This window comes from Micromonospora sp. NPDC005215, from assembly GCF_040607915.1.
GTDB lineage: Bacteria > Actinomycetota > Actinomycetes > Mycobacteriales > Micromonosporaceae > Micromonospora.
In genome coordinates this window covers 28,810-47,329 of sequence record NZ_JBEXHQ010000035.1, presented here as the reverse complement: position 1 = coordinate 47,329, position 18,520 = coordinate 28,810, and the positions used below count along the sequence as shown (strand labels likewise).

17 protein-coding genes are annotated in these 18,520 nt (G+C 72.7%); 9 read left to right on the top strand and 8 right to left on the bottom strand.

The window, feature by feature from the left end; genetic code table 11:
* The first annotated feature begins 2 nt into the window (after positions 1-2).
* Positions 3-1,490, top strand: coding sequence for a phytoene desaturase family protein (gene crtI / locus ABZU25_RS23945; RefSeq protein ID WP_355031597.1), 1,488 nt, complete (start codon positions 3-5; stop codon positions 1,488-1,490).
* A gap of 11 nt (positions 1,491-1,501) precedes the next feature.
* Here the strand turns inward: crtI and ABZU25_RS23940 are convergent, their stop codons facing one another.
* Complete coding sequence (locus ABZU25_RS23940) at positions 1,502-2,191, bottom strand: CDP-alcohol phosphatidyltransferase family protein (RefSeq protein WP_355031596.1); 690 nt, start codon at positions 2,189-2,191, stop codon at positions 1,502-1,504.
* A 44-nt stretch (positions 2,192-2,235) separates the two neighbouring features.
* Entirely contained in the window at positions 2,236-3,153 is a 918-nt protein-coding gene (gene metF, locus ABZU25_RS23935; protein ID WP_355031595.1) for a methylenetetrahydrofolate reductase [NAD(P)H], read from the bottom strand.
* A gap of 250 nt (positions 3,154-3,403) precedes the next feature.
* On the opposite strand from metF, the gene ABZU25_RS23930 reads away from it, so the two are divergent.
* Together ABZU25_RS23930 and ABZU25_RS23925 are read left to right on the top strand one after the other, a co-directional pair.
* Positions 3,404-3,793, top strand: coding sequence for a helix-turn-helix domain-containing protein (locus ABZU25_RS23930; RefSeq protein ID WP_355031594.1), 390 nt, complete (start codon positions 3,404-3,406; stop codon positions 3,791-3,793).
* A 9-nt stretch (positions 3,794-3,802) separates the two neighbouring features.
* Positions 3,803-4,885 (top strand): polyprenyl synthetase family protein, encoded by a 1,083-nt coding sequence (locus ABZU25_RS23925; RefSeq protein ID WP_355031593.1) that lies wholly within the window; start codon positions 3,803-3,805, stop codon positions 4,883-4,885.
* A gap of 91 nt (positions 4,886-4,976) precedes the next feature.
* On the opposite strand, the gene ABZU25_RS23920 is transcribed toward ABZU25_RS23925, so the two are convergent.
* Positions 4,977-5,366, bottom strand: coding sequence for an Rv2175c family DNA-binding protein (locus tag ABZU25_RS23920; RefSeq protein ID WP_355031592.1), 390 nt, complete (start codon positions 5,364-5,366; stop codon positions 4,977-4,979).
* 189 nt (positions 5,367-5,555) lie between these two features.
* On the opposite strand from ABZU25_RS23920, the gene pknB reads away from it, so the two are divergent.
* Together pknB and ABZU25_RS23910 are read left to right on the top strand one after the other, a co-directional pair.
* A complete protein-coding gene (gene pknB / locus ABZU25_RS23915) occupies positions 5,556-7,541 on the top strand; it encodes a Stk1 family PASTA domain-containing Ser/Thr kinase (RefSeq protein WP_355031591.1) in 1,986 nt (661 codons plus the stop codon).
* Positions 7,541-8,461, top strand: a complete 921-nt coding sequence (locus ABZU25_RS23910) for a deoxyribonuclease IV (protein ID WP_355031590.1) — start codon at positions 7,541-7,543, stop codon at positions 8,459-8,461. The genes pknB and ABZU25_RS23910 overlap by 1 nt, the downstream gene beginning before the upstream one ends.
* 110 nt (positions 8,462-8,571) lie before the next feature.
* On the opposite strand, the gene ABZU25_RS23905 is transcribed toward ABZU25_RS23910, so the two are convergent.
* From ABZU25_RS23905 to ABZU25_RS23890, 4 genes are all read right to left on the bottom strand, one after another.
* A complete protein-coding gene (locus tag ABZU25_RS23905) occupies positions 8,572-9,606 on the bottom strand; it encodes a GntG family PLP-dependent aldolase (RefSeq protein WP_355031589.1) in 1,035 nt (344 codons plus the stop codon).
* Positions 9,607-9,626: 20 nt separating this feature from the next.
* Entirely contained in the window at positions 9,627-11,033 is a 1,407-nt protein-coding gene (locus ABZU25_RS23900; protein ID WP_355031588.1) for a class II 3-deoxy-7-phosphoheptulonate synthase, read from the bottom strand.
* A gap of 87 nt (positions 11,034-11,120) precedes the next feature.
* A complete protein-coding gene (locus ABZU25_RS23895) occupies positions 11,121-11,633 on the bottom strand; it encodes a hypothetical protein (protein ID WP_355031587.1) in 513 nt (170 codons plus the stop codon).
* Positions 11,634-11,815: 182 nt separating this feature from the next.
* Positions 11,816-13,447 carry a glycosyl hydrolase family 18 protein gene (locus tag ABZU25_RS23890; protein ID WP_355031586.1) on the bottom strand — a complete coding sequence of 544 codons (1,632 nt, stop codon included), beginning with the start codon at positions 13,445-13,447 and terminating at the stop codon, positions 11,816-11,818.
* A gap of 168 nt (positions 13,448-13,615) precedes the next feature.
* On the opposite strand from ABZU25_RS23890, the gene ABZU25_RS23885 reads away from it, so the two are divergent.
* On the top strand, positions 13,616-14,104 hold the full coding sequence (locus ABZU25_RS23885) for a glutathione peroxidase (RefSeq protein ID WP_355031585.1): 489 nt from the start codon (positions 13,616-13,618) through the stop codon (positions 14,102-14,104).
* A gap of 147 nt (positions 14,105-14,251) precedes the next feature.
* Positions 14,252-14,947 (top strand): NADPH-dependent F420 reductase, encoded by a 696-nt coding sequence (locus ABZU25_RS23880; RefSeq protein WP_355031584.1) that lies wholly within the window; start codon positions 14,252-14,254, stop codon positions 14,945-14,947.
* A gap of 28 nt (positions 14,948-14,975) precedes the next feature.
* On the opposite strand, the gene ABZU25_RS23875 is transcribed toward ABZU25_RS23880, so the two are convergent.
* Entirely contained in the window at positions 14,976-16,577 is a 1,602-nt protein-coding gene (locus ABZU25_RS23875) for a glycosyltransferase 87 family protein (RefSeq protein ID WP_355031583.1), read from the bottom strand.
* A 424-nt stretch (positions 16,578-17,001) separates the two neighbouring features.
* On the opposite strand from ABZU25_RS23875, the gene ABZU25_RS23870 reads away from it, so the two are divergent.
* Together ABZU25_RS23870 and ABZU25_RS23865 are read left to right on the top strand one after the other, a co-directional pair.
* Entirely contained in the window at positions 17,002-17,871 is an 870-nt protein-coding gene (locus ABZU25_RS23870) for a DUF4397 domain-containing protein (protein WP_355031582.1), read from the top strand.
* Positions 17,841-18,512 carry a class F sortase gene (locus ABZU25_RS23865; protein WP_355031581.1) on the top strand — a complete coding sequence of 224 codons (672 nt, stop codon included), beginning with the start codon at positions 17,841-17,843 and terminating at the stop codon, positions 18,510-18,512. Before ABZU25_RS23870 ends, ABZU25_RS23865 begins: the two co-directional genes overlap by 31 nt.
* Positions 18,513-18,520 lie beyond the last annotated feature (8 nt).

Below are 18,520 nucleotides of genomic sequence, written 5' to 3'. Positions count from 1 at the left end.
GCATGGCGCGGATCGTGGTCGTCGGCGCCGGGGTGGGTGGCCTCGCCACCGCCGCCCGGCTGGCCGCCACCGGGCACCAGGTGACCGTCTTCGAGGCCGCCGACACGGTCGGTGGCAAGCTCGGTCGGTACGCGCACGACACCCCGGCCGGTTCGTTCCACTTCGACACCGGGCCGAGCCTGCTCACCCTGCCCCAGGTCTTCCACGACCTGTTCGAGGCGACCGGGGCGAAGCTCGACGAATACCTGGACCTGGTCGGGCTGGACCCGATCGTCCGGCACGTCTTCCCCGGCGGCGGGCCGACCCTGGACTCGTGCGCCGACCCGGTGGAGTTCACCACCCGGATCGGGGCCGCCCTCGGCGACCGGGCGGCGGCCGACTGGCAGCGGCTGTGGCGCCGCGCCGAACGGGTGTGGCGGGCCTCCGAGCGCGACATTCTGCGCCGTACCGTCGATTCCCCCCGCGATCTCGCGTCGCTGGCCTGGCGGCTCGGCGACCTGGCCGCCATCGCCCCGGGTCGCACCCTGCGCGGGTTGGGCCGCGGGCACCTGTCCGACCCGCGGCTGCGGATGCTGCTGGACCGGTACGCCACCTACACCGGCGCCGACCCGCGTCGGGCGCCGGCGGCGCTGGTCGCGGTCCCGTACGCCGAGTTGACCTTCGGCGGCTGGTACCTGCGCGGTGGGCTGGGCACACTCGCCGACGCGCTGCTCACCCGCTGCCTCGATCTCGGCGTGGTGGTGCAGACCGACGCCACTGTCACCCGGATCGACGCCACCGGTGGCCGGGTGCACGGGGTACGCCTCGCCGGCGTCACCGCGCCGGTGCCCGCCGACGTGGTGGTGGCCAACGTGGACGCGCTGACCGTCTACCGTGACCTGCTGCCGCACCCGCGTCGGCTGGCCGGGCTGACCGACCGCAGTCTCGCCGGTTTCGTGCTGCTGCTCGGTGTCTCCGGCAGCACCGGGCTGGCCCACCACAACGTCTTCTTCCCGCACGACTACGACGCGGAGTTCGACGCGGTCTTCGGAAACCCCGGGCGTGGCGTACGGGCCCGGCCGGCGGTCGACCCGACGGTGTTCGTCACAGTGGCCGACGACCCGATGGTCCGTCCGGCCGGACACGAGGCGTGGTTCGTGCTGGTCAACGCACCCCGCCACGGCAGCGCGGCGGGCGCTGTCGACTGGCGACGCCCGGGGCTGGCCGACGCGTACGCCGACCGGATCCTGGAGGTGCTGGCGCGGCGCGGCGTGGACGTGCGCGACCGGCTGCTGTTCCGCGAGATCCGCACCCCCGCCGACCTGGGCGCGGCGACCGGCGCGCCGGGTGGCTCGATCTACGGCACCGCCGGCGGGTTGCTCCGCCCCGCCAATCGGGGCCCGGCGAACGGGTTGTGGCTGGTGGGCGGCTCCACCCACCCGGGCGGCGGGTTGCCGATGGTGACCCTCTCCGCGCAGATCGTCGCCGACGAGATCGGCCCCGCCTGGTAGGGCCCGGCCGCTCAGCCGATGTCGAGCAGGGCGCGCCGGATGCTGGAGAGCAGTTGCCCGAGGCCGAAGCCGGCCAGCAGCACCCACACCGCGGTCGCCATGGTGATGGTGCCGGCGGCCAGGTCCGCCTCGATCAGCCCGGCCAGCCCGGCGACCACCAGGCCCGCCAGCGCCACCGAGACCCGGGTGGGGCGTTCCCCGACGGTGACCGCGCCGATGTCGCGCATGCCGGCGGCGACCGCCCGAGCCCGCACGTACTCGTGCAGCCAGGACAGCGCGCCGCCCGCGACGACAAGCGCGCCCGGCGCGCCGACCAGCCAGAACGCCAGCAACCAGGCCACCTCACCGAGCCGGTCGGCGACCGAGTCGTAGACGTAGCCGAGCCGCGTGGTGCGGCCGGTGGCGACCGCCACCGCACCGTCCACGCTGTCCGCCACGGCGGCGAGCAGCACGAACAACGCGCCGAGGAACGGCCCGTCTCCCGGCCGGGTCACCAGCAACGGTACGCAGAAACAGAGCAGCACCCCGGCCACGGTGACCGCGGTGGGGCTGACCCGCAGCCGCCCCAGCACGTACCCGACGTGGTACGCGAACCGCAGCCAGGCGCGTACCACCGGCGCCGCGACCCGCGGGTCGAACCCGCCGTGCAACCGTGCCCATGCCGTGGCGTACTGGTCCCAGTTCAGCTGTGTGCCCACCACGGATCAACCGTCGTGCCGGGCATCAGGTATCGCGGGCTGGGCATTCACACCCGCGCGCCGGCCTTCAGGTTCTGCCAGACCTCGCGGGTCGCGGTGGACCGGTTGAGGGTGATGAAGTGGATGCCCGGCACACCCTCGTCCAGCAGTCGGCGGCTCATCTCGCTGGCCTGCTCGACACCGAGCCTGCGGACGGCCTCCGGGTCGTCGGCGACCCGCTCGAAGCGGGCCGCCAGCGCCGGTGGGAAGGGCGCACCGGACAGCTGCACGGACCGCTCGATGGTGCCGATCTGGGTCACCGGCATCACCCCGGCCAGGATCGGGGTGTCGCAGCCGGCGGCGGCCACCCGGTCCCGCAGCCGCAGGTAGTCGTCGGCGTCGAAGAACATCTGCGTGATCGCGAACTCGGCGCCGGCCCGGCACTTGCGGACGAAGTGCGCGGTGTCGCTGGCCACGTCGGGTGAGCGGGGGTGCTTGTACGGGAAGGCCGCCACGCCCACGCTGAAGTCACCGGCGTCGCGGACCAGGCGGACCAGGTCCTCGGCGTAGTCCACGCCCTCGGCGTGGCGGATCCACTCCCCGCCCGGGTTGCCCGGCGGGTCACCGCGCACCGCCAGCACGTTGCGCACCCCCACCCCGGCGAGCCGGCCGATCACGTGCCGCAGCTCGGCGACGGAGTGGTTGACAGCGGTCAGGTGGGCCATCGGCAGCAGGGTGGTGTCGGTGGCGATCCGTTCGGTCACCGCCACTGTGGTGTCCCGGGTCGAACCGCCCGCACCGTAGGTGATCGACACGAACGACGGGCGCAGCGACTCCAGCTCGCGGATGGCCTGCCAGAGCAGCGTCTCGCCCGCGTCCGTCTTGGGCGGAAAGAACTCGAACGAGAAGGTCGGTTGGCGCTCACGAATGAGCTCCCCGATCGCCGGTTGCGGGTTGGGGAGTACCGAGGGAAGACCGAGCGCCACGACCCGACTCTAGCGGGCGACGCCACAACGGCCCAGGCGCTTTCCACAGCGCGGTCACCTACCGCACCGCCCGCCGGGTCCGACGGGCGGAAGGGCGTCGTACCCCGGAGGTAGAAATGGGTGGCGTGGGAGGGGCGGCGGGGGCGGCGCCCGGGTCCCGCGCGGGGGTCAGCAACACGCGGTGACGCCGGTCCGGTCCGGGTTCTGGGCGGGCGGGTCGGCACCGCGCCGACGCCCGCCAGGAGGACCCATGACCCCGCCCCGATCGCCGCGCCCGGCGCAGCTCGGTCCGCTGCTGGCCCGGTGCCGGCTGGCCCGTGGCTGGAGCCAGCAGCGCGCCGCCGCCGAGTTGTGCGCCGCCGCCGGGGTGCCGACGGTGAGCCGGCACGAGGTGTCCCGGTGGGAACGACAGCGTCGTGTTCCCGGCGGGTTCTGGCTCGGCTGGCTCGCCGTCGTCCTGGACGTGCCGCTGGTGACGCTCGCCGAGGCCGCCGCGGCCACCCGCCGGGCCGGCTCGACGCGAGCCCCCGGACCGGGCCGCACGGCGGCGGCCGGCACGCGACCGGCGGGGCGCACCGGTCCCGGCCGCGCCGACGGGACTACGCGTGGCGGTAGGGCGCGGACCGCGGCAACCCGCTAGCGTCGGTGCGTGACCCACGCTGCCCCCGTCTCTCCCGTCGACCGTGCTGGCCTACGGCAGCGGGTCGACAAAGCCCTCAGCGACTTCCTGACCGGCCAACGGGTTCGGCTCGCCGCCGTGGATGACGCCCTGGCGCCGGTGGCCGAGGCGATCGAGGCTTTCGTGCTCGGCGGTGGCAAGCGGCTCCGCCCGGCATTCGCGTACTGGGGGTTCCGGGGCGCGGGCGGGCTCGACGGCGACCAGGTGCTCACCGCCCTGGCCGCGCTGGAGTTCGTCCAGGCCAGCGCACTGATCCATGACGACCTGATGGACCGCTCCGACACCCGACGCGGCGAGCCCGCGGTGCACCGGCGGTTCGCCGCACGGCACCGGGAGGCCGGCTGGGGCGGTGACCCGGACGGTTTCGGCGACGCCGCCGCCATCCTGCTCGGCGACCTGTGCCTGGTCTGGTCCGACGAGCTGCTGCACTCCGCGGGGCTGGACCTGTGGTCGTTGGCGCGGGCCCGACCGGTCTTCGACGAGATGCGCACCGAGGTCACCGTCGGGCAGTACCTCGACGTGCTGACGCAGGTCACCGGCGACACCTCGGTGGAACGGGCCAGCAAGGTCGCCCGGTACAAGTCGGCGAAGTACACCGTCGAGCGTCCGCTGCTGCTGGGCGCCGCGCTGGCCGACGCGACGTCCGACGTCCGGGCGGCCTACTCGGCGTACGGGCTGCCGCTGGGTGAGGCGTTCCAACTGCGTGACGACGTGCTGGGTGTCTTCGGTGACCCGGCGCTGACCGGCAAGCCGGCCGGGGACGACCTGCGCGAGGGCAAGCGCACCTACCTGGTGGCGGCGGCCATGGAAAGCACCGACGACGCCGGCCGTGAGCTGCTGCTCAACCAACTCGGCGACCCTGGGCTGGACGAGCGGGGTGTGGCTCGGCTCCGCGAGCTGATCTCCGCGAGCGGGGCGTTGGCCCGCACCGAGCAGCGGATCGTCACGCTCACCGACGCCGCGCTGGCGGCGCTGGCCGCTGTCGATCTCGACACCGAGGCCCGCCAGGCCCTGGTGGACCTGGCCATCGCCGCAACCCGCCGAGCCGACTGACCCTCACCCTCCCCCGTTGATCATGAAGGTGGCGGGGTCCGCGACGGCGGGTCGCGGCCCCAACTTCACGATCAACGGGGTGGGCCGGAGGTCAGAAGCCCAGGGCCTGGGCTCGGCGTTTCACCTCGCGGGCCTGGTCGCCGGAGAGGGCTGTGGCCGGGGTGCCACCGGGGAGGGTGTCGTCCGGCTCGTACAGCCAGCGCAGGGCGGCCTCGTCGTCGTAGCCGTTGTCGGTGAGCAGGTTGAGCACGCCGGGCAGGTGCTTGAGCACTGTCTGGTTGGCGACCAGGTCCGCCGGGATGCGGCGGATGCCGTCGCGGCGGACGGTCAGCAACTCCCGGTCACGGATCATCTGGTGCACCTTGCTGATCGACACGTCGAGGCGCTCGGCGACGTCGGGCAGGGTCAGCCAGCCGGCCGGATCGGCGGGTCCGGCGAGCTCCAGGCTGGGCACGGCCTGGTCGGGTACGGGTTCGGTCACCCGACCACCCTGCCACGCCACCGTCGCGACGGGCCACCGGCACCCCGGACGACCGAGCGGAGTCCGCTCTCCCGAGCGCCAATGACCTGCGGATGAGGCGGCGGTGAGCGCAGCGGGACGGACTCGTTCGGCGTCCGGCTGTAGCATCCTGTTCAACCTTCACCCCCTGGACACATAGACTCCCTGCCGATGGACACTCAGGTCGCCGACACGTTGCTGGGCTCGCTGATCGACGGGCGCTACCGCATTCGCGGTCGCGTGGCCCGTGGTGGCATGGCGACCGTGTACACCGCCACCGACGAACGCCTTGAGCGCACCGTCGCTGTCAAGATCATCCATCCGACCCAGGCTCCCGAGGCCCGGGCCCGGATCGCCAACTTCGTGGCTCGGTTCACCGACGAGGCGAAGACCATCGCCCGGCTGACCCACCCGAACGTGGTGGCGGTCTACGACCAGGGCACGCACGCCGGTCTGCCGTACCTGGTGATGGAGTACGTGCGCGGCCGTACGCTGCGCGACGTGCTGGCCGAGCGACGCCGGCTCAACCCGGACGAGGCGCTGGCCATCGCCGAGCAGATGCTCGCCGCGATCGCCGCCGCGCACCGGTCCGGCCTGGTGCACCGCGACGTCAAGCCGGAGAACGTGCTGGTCGCCGAGGCACCCACCGGCGGTGTCGCCAATCTGGTCGACAGCGTCGTCAAGGTGGCCGACTTCGGGCTGGCCCGGGCGGTCGAGGCGAGCGCCGACGAGGAACAGGGCAACCAGCTGATGGCCACCGTGGCGTACGTCGCCCCGGAGCTGGTCACCGAGGGCCGCGCCGACCCCCGCACCGACGTCTACTCGGCCGGCATCGTGCTGTTCGAGATGCTCGCCGGCCGGGTGCCGTACGACGGGGACCGTCCAGTGGACGTCGCCTGGCAGCACGTCGACCGGGACGTGCCAGCGCCCTCGACGCTGGTGCCCGGCCTGCCGCCGGTCCTCGACGAACTGGTGCAACGGGCGACCCGGCGCGACCCCGGCGCGCGGCCCGCCGACGCCGGCGCGCTGCTGGCCGAGGTGCAGGTCGCCCGGGATCGCCTGGGTGACGCCAACAGCCACACCGCAGTGCTTCGCCCGGTGAGCGGCGAGCCACTCTCCCAGCCGACAATGGTGGTCGCCACGGTCCGCCCCTCCAACCGCCCGTCCTGGGCGCGGCTGCCCGAGGGGGCCAGCAGCCAGGGGCCGGGTCGACGTCGGGCCGCCCCGGACCCCGCGGAGGGCCTGGGGTCCCGGCTCGCGGCGCTGCGCAGCACGCTGCTGGCGAGCCCGCGCGGCCGGCTGGCCGTCGCGGCCGTGGTGGTGACGCTGGGCCTGGTGGCCGCGATCGGGGGTTGGTGGTTCGGCGTCGGCCGCTACACGGACGCCCCGCAACTGGTGAGCCTGAGCAAGGCCGAGGCGCAGGCGCAGGCCGACCGCGCCGGGCTCACACTGAAGTACGGTGCGCCGCGCTTCGACGAGCAGGCCCCGAAGGACAGCGTGCTGGGGCAGAGCCCGGCGTCCGCCACCAAGATCGTCAAGGGTGGCGCGATCACCCTGACCCTCTCCCTCGGCCCGGAACGCTTCCCCGTGCCGGACGTGATCGGCAAGGAGTTCGAGCTCGCCGAGGCGGACCTGGTCAACGTGAAGCTGGTGGTGGCGAAGGGCACCCCCCGCTACGACGACAGCCTGCCGGCCGGGGTCGTACTGGACACCTCCCCCAAGGTGGGCGACGAGGTCAAACCGGGCGCGAAGATCACCCTCATTCTGAGCCGGGGCAGGGCGCCGGTGACGGTGCCGAACCTGGTCGGCAAGAACCTCAACGACGCTCGCGCCGCCCTGGCCCAGCTCAACCTGGTGCTTGTGGAGACCTACAAGGACTCCGACAAGCCCAGGGACGAGGTCCTCGGCCAGAGCCCCGCCGATGGTGCCGGCGTGGAGAAGGGCACCCAGGTCAAGCTGGACGTCAGCAAGGGCCCGGCGGCGGTCGTCGTGCCCCGGGTGATCGACCTGCCGTGTCAGCAGGCCAAGCAGGCGTTGGAGGGCCAGGGCTTCCCGGTGACGGTCGCGGTCAACCCGAACGCCGTGGTCCGGATCCAGATCCCGGGCGAGAATACGCAGGTGCCGCCGGGCACCCCGGTCACCCTCACGTGCTTCTGATGCCGGCGGTCACCTCGCGTCCGGTGGGCGCGCACACTCCGACCTCGGGTGGGCTGGCCAAGGCCGCCCTGCCGTACGCCGACGCGACCGGTGCCCAGGTGGTGCAGGTCTACGTCTCCAACTCGCGGGGCTGGGCGCTGCCCAGCGGTGACCCGGTGCAGGACGCCCTGTTCCGCGACGGCTGCGCCGAGCGGGGCATTCCGGCGTTCATCCACGCCTCGCTGCTTGTCAACCTCGGCTCGCCCACCCCGGCCACTGTCGAGAAGTCGGCGCAGACCCTGGCCCACGCCCTTCGTCGGGGCGTCGCGATCGGCGCCCAGGCGGTGGTGTTCCACGCTGGCAGTTCGGTGGACGAGGGGTACGCCGAGGCGGCGATGCGACAGGTCCGCCGGGAGTTGCTGCCGCTGCTCGACTGGGCCGCCGACGCCGGCGGGCCGATGCTGCTTGTCGAGCCGAGCGCCGGCGGCGGCCGGTCCCTCGCCTCCCGGGTGGAGCAGCTCGGCCCCTACCTGGACGCGGTGGACCGACACCCCATGCTCGGGGTCTGCTTCGACACCTGCCACGCCTGGGCGGCCGGCCACGACCTGGCAGCCGAGGGTGGCATGACGGCGACCCTGGACACCCTGGTGGCCACTGTCGGCGCGGACCGGCTGCGGCTGGTCCACGCCAACGACTCGAAGGATCTGTGCGGTTCCACCCGGGACCGGCACGAGAACATCGGCAAGGGCACCATCGGCGAGCCCGCCTTCGCCGAACTGATGGCCCACCCCGCCACCGCCGGCATCCCGATCGTCGTGGAGACCCCGAGCGAGAAGCAGCTGGGCCACACCGCCGACATCCAGACCCTCACCCGCCTGACCCCTGCCCCACCCCGCAGACCCCACCTCGGTGACCCCACCCCGCAGACCCCACCTCGGTGACCCCACCCCGCAGACCCCACCTCGGTGATCAAGAGGTTTGCGTCATCCGGGGGCCGGAATCTGACGCGAACCTCTTGATCACCGGGTCGTGGCAGGGTGCCGGCCGGAGGTCAGGACGCGGCGAGGATGCGGGGCAGGGCCGCGACCGCGCGGTCGATGTCCGCGTCGCCGACGCCCAGGTGGGTGACGAGGCGGGCGGTGCGCGGGCCGAGCACCGAGACGAGTACGCCCTCGGCCCGCGCGGCGACGGCCAGGGCACGCGCGTCCAGTGCGTGCTTCGTCAGGTCGAGTGCGACCAGGTTGGTGCGGACCGTGGTGGCCAGCACGCCGAACGGCGCGACGGCCTCGGCCAGCCGGGCCGCCCTCGCGTGGTCATCGGCCAGGCGGTCGACGTGGTGCGCGAGCGCGTACCGGCCGGCGGCGGCGAGGATGCCAGCCTGACGCATGCCGCCACCCATCCGCTTACGGATCATCCGGGCCCGTTCGATCTTCTCCGCGCTGCCCACCACCAGCGAACCGACCGGCGCGCCGAGGCCCTTGGAGAGACACACCGACAGGGTGTCGAAGAGCCGGCCGTACTCGATCAGGGGCACCCCGTCGGCGACGTGCGCGTGCCAGATCCGGGCGCCGTCGCAGTGCAACGCGACGCCCGCGTCGTCGGCGACTCCGCGCAGATCCCGCAGGGTGGCCAGCGGAATCACCCCGCCACCGCCGCGATTGTGGGTCTGTTCGACGGCGATCGCGCGGGTGGGCACGGCGAAGTAGCCGTCCGGCCGGATCATCGCGGCCACCCTCTCCGGGTCGATGTCCGCGCCGACCGCGGGCCAGGTCCGCGAGGAGATGCCGCCGTACGCGGCAGCGGCGCCGATCTCGTACGTGACCACGTGCGCGTCGGCGTCGCAGAGCAGCTCGTCGCCGGGCGACACCAGCAGTTGCAGGGCGATCTGGTTGGCCATCGACCCGCTCGGGGCGAACAGCGCCGCCTCGTGCCCGAACAGCGCGGCGACCTCGGCCTCCAGCGCGTTGACGGTCGGGTCCTCGCCGTAGACGTCGTCACCGACCTCGGCGGTGGCCATCGCCTCCCGCATCCCGGCGGTGGGTCGGGTCACCGTGTCGGAGCGCAGGTCCACGAACAGGTCAGCCACTGTCGTCCTCACTTTTCGCGTCAGCCACGGAGCATCTCCGCGACCAGGAACGCCAACTCCAACGACTGCTGGGTGTTCAGTCGGGGGTCGCAGGCGGTTTCGTACCGGTCGGGCAGGTCGAGGTCCTCGATGCCCTGGGCGCCGCCGAGGCACTCGGTGACGTCCTCGCCGGTCAACTCGACGTGCAGGCCACCGGGGTGGGTGTCCAGCCCCCGGTGCACCTCGAAGTAGCCGAGCACCTCATCGACGATGCGGTCGAAGTGCCGGGTCTTGTAGCCGTTTGACGACTCGTGCGTGTTGCCGTGCATCGGGTCGCACTGCCAGACCACCTTCGCGCCAGCGGCGGTGACCTTGGCGACGATCGGCGGCAGGGCGTCGCGCACCCGATGGTTGCCCATCCGGCTGATCAGGGTGAGCCGGCCGGGGATGTTGTCCGGGTTGAGCTTCTCGCACAGCTCGATCGCCTCGTCCGGGGAGGTGCTCGGGCCGAGCTTGACGCCGATCGGGTTGGCGATCCGGGAGATGAAGTCGATGTGCGCGCCGCTGATCTGCCGGGTGCGCTCGCCGATCCAGAGGAAGTGTCCGGACAGCCCGTACGCCCGGCGGTCGGAGACCCGGGTGAGCGCCCGGTCGTACTCCAGGGCGAGCGCCTCGTGGGAGCAGTAGAGCGTGACGGTCCGCAACGCCTCGTCGTCGGTCATCCCGCAGGCCCGGATGAAGGCCAGCGCCCGGTCGATCTCCCGGGCGATCGCCTCGTAGCGCTCCCCCGCCGGGGAGGTCCGCACGAAGCCCTTGTTCCAGTCGTGCACTGCGTGCAGGTCGGCGAGCCCACCGGCGAGGTACGCCCGGAGCATGTTCATCGCCGCCGCCGAGTTGGCGTACGCCCGGATCATGCGCTGCGGGTCGGCGATCCGGGCGACGGGGTCGGCCTCCAGCGAATTGATCATGTCCCCACGGTAGGCGGGCAGGCCGCGCGCGTCGGTGGGCAGTGAGCGGGGCTTGGTGTACTGCCCGGCGACCCGGGCGACCTTGACCACCGGCAGGGACGCGCCGTAGGTGAGCACGATCGCCATCTGGAGCAGGGTGCGGGCGTTGGCCAGCAGGTGGCTCTCGGTGTTGTCGACGAACGTCTCCGCGCAGTCACCGCCCTGGAGCAGGAACGCCTTGCCCTCGCAGACCAGGGCGAGCTTCTGCCGGAGCTGGTCCACCTCGTAGGGCGCGACGACCGACGGCACGGTGTCGAGGACCTTGCAGACCGCCGCGACGGCTGCCGGGTCGGACCACGGCGGGACCTGCTCGCGGGGCAGCTCCCGCCATCGGTCCAGGCCGAGCGCGGCGTCCTCGGCGGAGTCGACTGTCGGTCGGCTGGTCTGCAGGCCCGGGCTGCCCACCGCGGGATGGCTCAGCTGATGCCACTCATGGCGCATGACAGGAAGCGTACGGCGACGGTCGGGGTGCCCGGGGGGCGAGGGGGACGGTTCCGGCAGATGGGAGATCAACCCGCCGGACGCTGGTCAGGACGCGCGGGTGGGGACGACCTCGGTCGGCGTCGGGTTGGCGGCCGGGCCGCCGCCCGGCGACTCCCCGGCGATGCACCAGTCGCTGCCCTGCCGGGTCACCGTGAACACCAGCGGCCGGGCGACGGTGCGCTTGCCGGTGCTGACCGAGACCGAGACGCTGACCTCCTGCCCGAGCGGACCGGACCGGATGTCGGTGATGGCCGCCTCGGGCACCTGGAAGTGATCGGCGAAGTCGCCGTTGGGGCCGGTGGCGGCCAGGTCGAAGCCGTCGTGCAGGAGAGCGCAGAGCTGGCTGCGGCCGGCGGCGACGTCCTTCGCGGTCATCGCGTCGAGGTACGCCTGCACGCGCTCCCGGGAGCGGGCGGCGGCCTCCTCGGCGGGGGCGCGCGCGGGTTTGGCGGGCGGCTCGTCCTTGGCGTCGTCGCCGATCCCGCAGCCGGCCAGGGCGACCGGCAGCAGCACCAGCCCGGCGGCGGTTGCCGCCAGCCTGCGGTGGGTCGGACGCATGACCACCTCCGTCGACTGTGAGATCGAGACCTGCCGAGCCGCGAGTCTGCCACATCGAGCTGACCCGACCCCACCGACGGCGGCCCGGCCGACGCTGGGCGTCGACCGGGCCGTCGGGTCACGGGCGGGGAGGAGCGGTGCGGGCCCCTCCCCGCCGTGTGGGTGGTGCGCCGGTCTCCGACTCAGCCGAGACCGCCCTTGATGGCGCCGATGAGCTCGCCGTTGCTCGTGTCACCGGAGAGCTCCCAGAAGAACGCGCCACCGAGGCCCTGGTTGTTCGCGTACGTCATCTTGCCGTTGATGGTCGACGGGGTGTCGTAGCTCCACCAGTTGCTGCCGCACTTGGCGTACGCGGTGCCGGCGATCGTGCCGGTGACCGGGCAGGTGTTCTTGAGGACCTTGTAGTCCTCGATGCCCGCCTCGTAGGTGCCCGGTGCCGCCCCGGTGGCGCTGCCACCCGGTGCGGCCTGGGTGACACCGGTCCAGCCGCGACCGTAGAAGCCGATGCCGAGCAGCAACTTGCTGGCCGGGACGCCCTTGCTCTTGAGCTTCTGGATCGCCGCGTCGGAGTTGAAGCCCTGCTGCGGGATGCCGGTGTACGAGGTGAGCGGGGAGTGCGGTGCCGTCGGACCCTGGGCGGCGAACGCTCCGAAGTAGTCGTAGGTCATCGGCATCAGCCAGTTGAGGTTGCCGATGGCGCCGGCGTAGTCGGTGGCGTCGATCTTGCCGCCGTTGCTGCCGTCCGCGGTGATGGCGGCGGTGACCAGGGCGCTGGACCCGAACCTCGACCGCAGCGCGCCGATCACGTTCTTGAACGCGTTCGGACCGCTGGTGTCGCAGGTCAGGCCACAGGCGTTCGGGTACTCCCAGTCGACGTCGATGCCGTCGAAGACGTCCGCCCAGCGCGGGTCCTCGACCAGGTTGTGGCAGCTCTCGGCGAACGCGGCCGGGTTCTGCGCGGCCTGGGTGAAGCCGCCGGACCAGGTCCAGCCACCGAACGACCAGATCACCTTGAGGTGCGGGTTCATCTGCTTGAGCTTGCGGAGCTGGTTGAAGCTGCCGCGCAGCGGCTGGTCCCAGGTGTCGGCGACGCCGTCCACGCTCTCCGCCGCCGTGTACGCCTTCTCGTAGTCGGCGTAGCTGTCACCGATGGCGCAGCGGCCGCCGGTGGTGTTGCCGAAGGCGTACAGGATGTGGGTCAGCTTGGCGGCCGAGCCGCTGGTCTGGATGTTCTTGACGTGGTAGTTGCGTCCGTAGACGCCCCACTCGGCGAAGTAGCCGACGACCTTCTTGCCGCCCGGGTTGGGCGGGGTGGTGGTCGGGGGTGGCGTGGTGGGTGGTGCGGTGGTGGGCGGCGCCGTGGTGGGCGGGGCGGTGGTCGGTGCGCTCGTGGTCGGCGGGCTGGTCGGGGTGCCGCCGCCGCAGGGTGCGCCGTTGACGGTGCAGTTCAGCGGCGCCTTGTAGGCGCCGGTGCCGTTGTAACCCCAGCTGAACGAGGCACCCGGGGCGAGGCCCCCGGCCCAGCTCTTCTTGACCGCGACGTAGTGGTTGCCGCTGCTTGTCACGTCGGCGTCCCAGGCGCTGCTGATGGTGGTACCCGACGGCAGGTCGAACTCGACGCGCCAGGTGCTGACGGTGGCACTCGACCCGTTGGTGACGGTCACCTTGGTCTCGTGACCGGTCCCCCAGTCCTGTGCTCTGGTGAACGTGGTGGTGACACTGCCGGCGCCGAACGCGGTGGTCATCGGCACCGCTGCGACGGTCACGGCGACCACGGCACCGGCCCAGAGGGCCCGGCGGAGCGATCTTTTCATGAGGCGTCTCCCGAACTGTTAGGAAACTTTCCAAAAGAGATGGTGAGACGGTACTCACGGCGTCATCACTTCGTCAAGATGTGCATGTTTCGATTTCCCCTGATGCGTGGATTGCCCCCGCTCCGCCCGCCTCCGGGCCGCTGCCCGGTCGGCGCGTAGCCTCGGGCCATGACCGTCTTCGACATCCCGATCGACGCCCTCAACGGCGGCCCCGCCGAACTGGCCAGCTACCGCGGCAAGGCGCTGCTGGTCGTCAACGTGGCCTCCCGCTGCGGCCTCACCCCGCAGTACGCCGGCCTTCAGACGCTCGCCGACTCCTACGCCGAGCGCGGCCTGGTGGTGCTCGGCGTGCCGTGTAACCAGTTCGCCGGGCAGGAGCCGGGCAGCGCCGCCGAGATCAGCGACTTCTGCCAGGTCAACTACGGGGTGACCTTCCCGCTGACCGAGAAGGTCGACGTCAACGGTCCGAACCGGCACCCGCTCTACACCGCGCTGGTGGACACTCCGGACGCCGACGGGCACGCCGGGGACGTCCGGTGGAACTTCGAGAAGTTCCTGGTGGCCCCGGACGGCACGGTCGCCGCCCGCTTCGCCCCCACTGTCACCCCCGAGTCCACCGACCTCCAGGCAGCGATCACCAAGGTCCTCCCTGCCTGAGAGGGCGGGCGACCGCTCGTCACCGGAGAGTGGCAACGTCCCCGGAGAGCCGGTCGGCGACAGGGGTGAGCAGTACGTTGGGCAGGACGGGCTCGCGGCGCAGCCGGGCAACCGGGGTGACCACCACCACTGTCGGAACACGCGTGGGTGGACGGAGTTGGGACGAGCATGACAACTGTGGGACTGATCGGCAGCGGCAACATCGGCAGCACGGTGGCCCGGCTGGCCGTGGACGCCGGCTACGACGTGGTGCTGAGCAACTCACGCGGCCCGGAGACGCTGAAGGACCTGGTTGACGAGCTGGGCGAGCACGCCAGCGCCGGCACGGCACAGGACGCGGCGCAGGTCGGCGACCTGGTGGTGGTCACCGTGCCGCTGAAGGCGTACCGCGCGGTGCCCGTGGAGCCGCTGGCCGGCAAGGTCGTCATCGACACCAACAACTACTACCCGCAGCGCGACGGGACCTTCCCGGAACTGGACTCGGGCGAGACCACAAGCAGCGAGCTGCTCCAGCGACACCTGCCCGGCTCCCGGGTCGTCAAGGTCTTCAACAACATCAACTTCAAGGGCCTGGCCGCGCTCCCCCGGCCGTCCGGTGCCGCCGACCGCAGCGCCCTCGCGATCGCCGGTGACGACGCCGCCGCGAAGGCCGAGGTGACGGCCTTCCTGGACCGGATCGGCTACGACGCAGTGGACGTCGGCGCGCTCGCCGAGGGGTGGCGCTACCAGCCGGACACCCCGGCGTACGGCACGCTCTACTCCGCCAGCCCCACCGACTGGGAGCACCCGGCACCGGCCGACGCCGACAAGCTGCGCGCCGCCCTGGCCGCCGCGACCCGCTGAGCCACGCCGCCGCCCTCCCCGCGACCACCTACCGGGTGGCCGTCCGGAGGGCGGCGGCGAGTTCCTCGTCGTAGCTGGCGATCGGCTGGCCGTCCGAGGCGTACGCGACCAGCCGGCCCTGCGCCATGTTCGCCGAACGGAACGAGAACGTGCGACTTCCCGGGTACGCGTCGAGCAGCGGAATGGCCCGGGGCGCTCCGCCGGGCGCGGAATAGTATTCCAGGCGGCTCACCTGCGGGGAGACCACCCCGTTGACCCGGACCTTGGTCTTCTCGGCGCGGGTGCCGAAGGTGACCGGCGCGCCGGTGCCATAGGCGGCGCACTCGACCGGGCCACGGCAGACGAAGAAGTAGCGCGGATTGACCACGTCGTCGAGGGCGTACGCCTTGAAGGTGGGGTCCGCCCCGGCGGGCAGCGGCTGCACGGCGAAGAACGCGACAGCCACCGTGGCCGTGACGCCCACCCGCAACCAGCCCCGCCCGCCGGCCGGCCGGCGAGACGTCCGGCTGGCGGCGACCGCGACACCGCCGAAGCCGACAAGGCACAGCAGGCTCACCCCGATCGCCCGGGCGTTCTCGAAGAGGAACTGCACACCCGGCCGCGTGGACACCGGGCTGAGGACCGCACCCAACGAGACGACCATGGCGGCGAGCAGCGCCACGCCGGCGGCCCGCTGGGTGACACCGGACGCGCCGATCAGCAGCATCGCGGCGAGCACCGGCCACACCTGGTGGTGGGTCCAGGACACCGGGGACGCGGCGACGGTGGCGCAGCCGACAAGCACCGCCGCGTGCCCCGGGCGGCCCCGCACCGTCAACTGTCGGGCCCGCAGCAGCGCCGCCGCGCACACGAGTGCCACCAGACCGGCCCAGAGCACTGGCAACGTCGCCTCGTCGACGCCGACGCGCAGCAACATCCCGTGCAGGGACTGATTGCCCAGCGAGGCGAGGTTGCCGATCCGCGAGGTCTGCCGCACGGCCTCGGTCCAGTACGTCCAGCTCTCACCGGGCAGCACCATCGCGGCGAGACCCGCGCAGGCCAGGAACGTCGCCGCCGCGCGGGCGGCGTCGCGATAGCGACCCGTGGCGAGGAAGTAGACAACGAACAGCAGCGGGGTCAGCTTGATCGCCGCGGCGACCCCCACCAGCGTCCCGCGCAGCCGGGGCGGAACGACGCCCATCCCGTCGAGCAGGGCCATCAGCACGATGAAGACGCTGACCTGACCGAAGCGCAGGTTGCTCTGCACCGGCGCGGAGAGCATCAGCACCGTGGCGGCCACCGCCACCACAAACGGCCGCCGGGACCGCCGGGTGGTCAGCGCGACACCGACCGCCCCGGCGATGGCGACGACCGCCGCGCACGTCGCCACCAGCCAGATCCCCTGCAGTACGCCCTCAGGCACGCCGGTGATCGGACCCAGCACGAGCGCGGCGAACGGCGGATACGTGAACGGCCCGCCGTTGGCCGCCCGGAACTCGTACAGCGGGCGACCAGCGTGCAGATCGGACAGTGCGCCGTAGTAGATGTGCAGGTCGGAGAGGCGGTCTTCGCGCCGCAGGACGAGCACGCAGGACACCAGCGCGACGACGACGAAGGCCGTCCACACCAGCGCCACCCGGCGATCCCGCATCGACCGAGAATAAGGGAGTACGACCGCCCCGGCGGCCCCTGGTCGCAGACGTCGACCCCTCTGCCCTGGACCGCCGGTCTGCGGCTGGTCCGGGTCGCCGAGGCAGGCCCGGGCGGAGTCCCCGACCTGTTCGGCCTCCTCGCCGTCCGGGAGCGGTAGCGATCTGTCGCTCGCCCTCGCGCCCATGTCGAGAAGCCAAGATCCGCGCAACTCCGGCGAAGTTGCTGCCTCAGCACGGAATGAGGCAGCAGTTTCGCCGAAGTTGCGCGGATCTTGCGAAGAGGGGCGGGGGCGACGGGCGAGGAGGGGCGGGCGCGGGGACACGTCGAGAAACATCTCCTCGGCAACTTGCGTTGCAGTCCCGCGCACGGGACCCTGTTCTCTGGGTTGCCGCCCGCTCACCGAAAGTGCTTCCGGAGGCGACATGTACACGCTCCGTACCCTCCCCCGCCGGCTACTGGCCGGCTCGGGCGCGCTCCTGATCACCACCGCCCTCGCCGCCGCCGGCACGCCCATTCCGGCCAGCGCCGCGACCGGCCCGGACACCGTCGGATACGTCCGGCTCGCCCACCTCTCCCCGGACACCCCGGCCGTCGACGTCTACCTGGCCGCGCCGGACGCCGCGAAACCGAAGGTCTTCCCCGGGGTCGGCTACGGCGTGGTCTCCGACTATCTCAAGCTGGCGCCCGGCCGGTACGCGGTGGCGATGCGGGAGGCCGGCGCTCCCGCCAGCGACCCCCCGGTGCTCACCACCGAAGTCGCGGTCACCAGCGGCGACGCGTTCACTGTCGCCGGTGTCGGCCGACACGCGGACCTGGGTTTGCGGGTGCTCAACGATGACCTCAGCGCGCCCACGCAGGGCCGCGCCAAGGTCCGTGTCGTGCAGGCTTCCGTGCGCACCCCGGTGCTGGACGTGGCCGCCGCGGGCGGTCCGATGATCGCCAACGACGTGCAGTTCGCGTCCACGACCGAGTACGAGCAGGTCGAGCCGGGCAGTTGGCGGCTGCGGCTGGCGGGTGCCGACGGGCCGAGCACCAACGCCGAGGTGCGGCTCACCGGCGGTGCGGTCTACTCGCTGCTGGTGCTGGACGCGAAGCAGGGCGGGCTCACCGCTGAACTGCGCCGCGACGCCGAGGGCGGCACCGTCGTTCCCGCCGGCGGGGTGGACACCGGCGCTGGCGGCACCGCCAGCGGCGGACTCGACGCGTACCCCCTGGTGGCCGGTGGGTTGGCCGCGGCGGCCGTCGCGATGACAGTGCTGTTGTGGCGCCGGCGGCGGCGCACCACCTGGTGAAGACCGGGCCCGACCCGTCGATCCGGCGGCATCGTGACCGCCGGATACTGCCGGCCGCGCTGGTCGCGGCCGGCGCGGCGGTCTGCCTGGCCGCCGGCGCCGGGGTCGGGCTGGCCGACGCCGAGCCGCCGCCACCGGTGGCGACCTGGCACCCCGGCTGCACCGACGACTGTCCACCGACGGCCGCCGCGCCCGCGCCACACGGTCCACCCACGCGGGTACGCGTACCGCGCATCGGTGTCGACTCCACCCTCACCGTGCTCGGCCTGGACCAGGCCGGTGCGCTGATCCCACCGAGCGACTTCGGCACCGCCGGCTGGTACGGCGGCGGCCCGGCGCCCGGCGACACCGGCCCGGCCGTGCTCGCCGGGCACCTGGACTCGCGGCGCGGTCCGGCGGTGTTCGCCCGGCTCGGTGAGCTGCGCCCCGGTGACCGGGTCGAGGTGTGGCGCGACGGGCAGCGGCTGCCGTTCCGGGTGACCGGCTCGCTGCGTACCCGCAAAGACCGCTTTCCGACGGAAGCGGTCTACGGGCCGACGCCCGGCGCGGAACTGCGGCTGGTCACCTGCGGGGGCGACTTCGACCGGCGCAGCGGGCACTACCGGGACAACGTCGTGGTGTTCGCGGTGACCGAGGGGTGACGACCGGG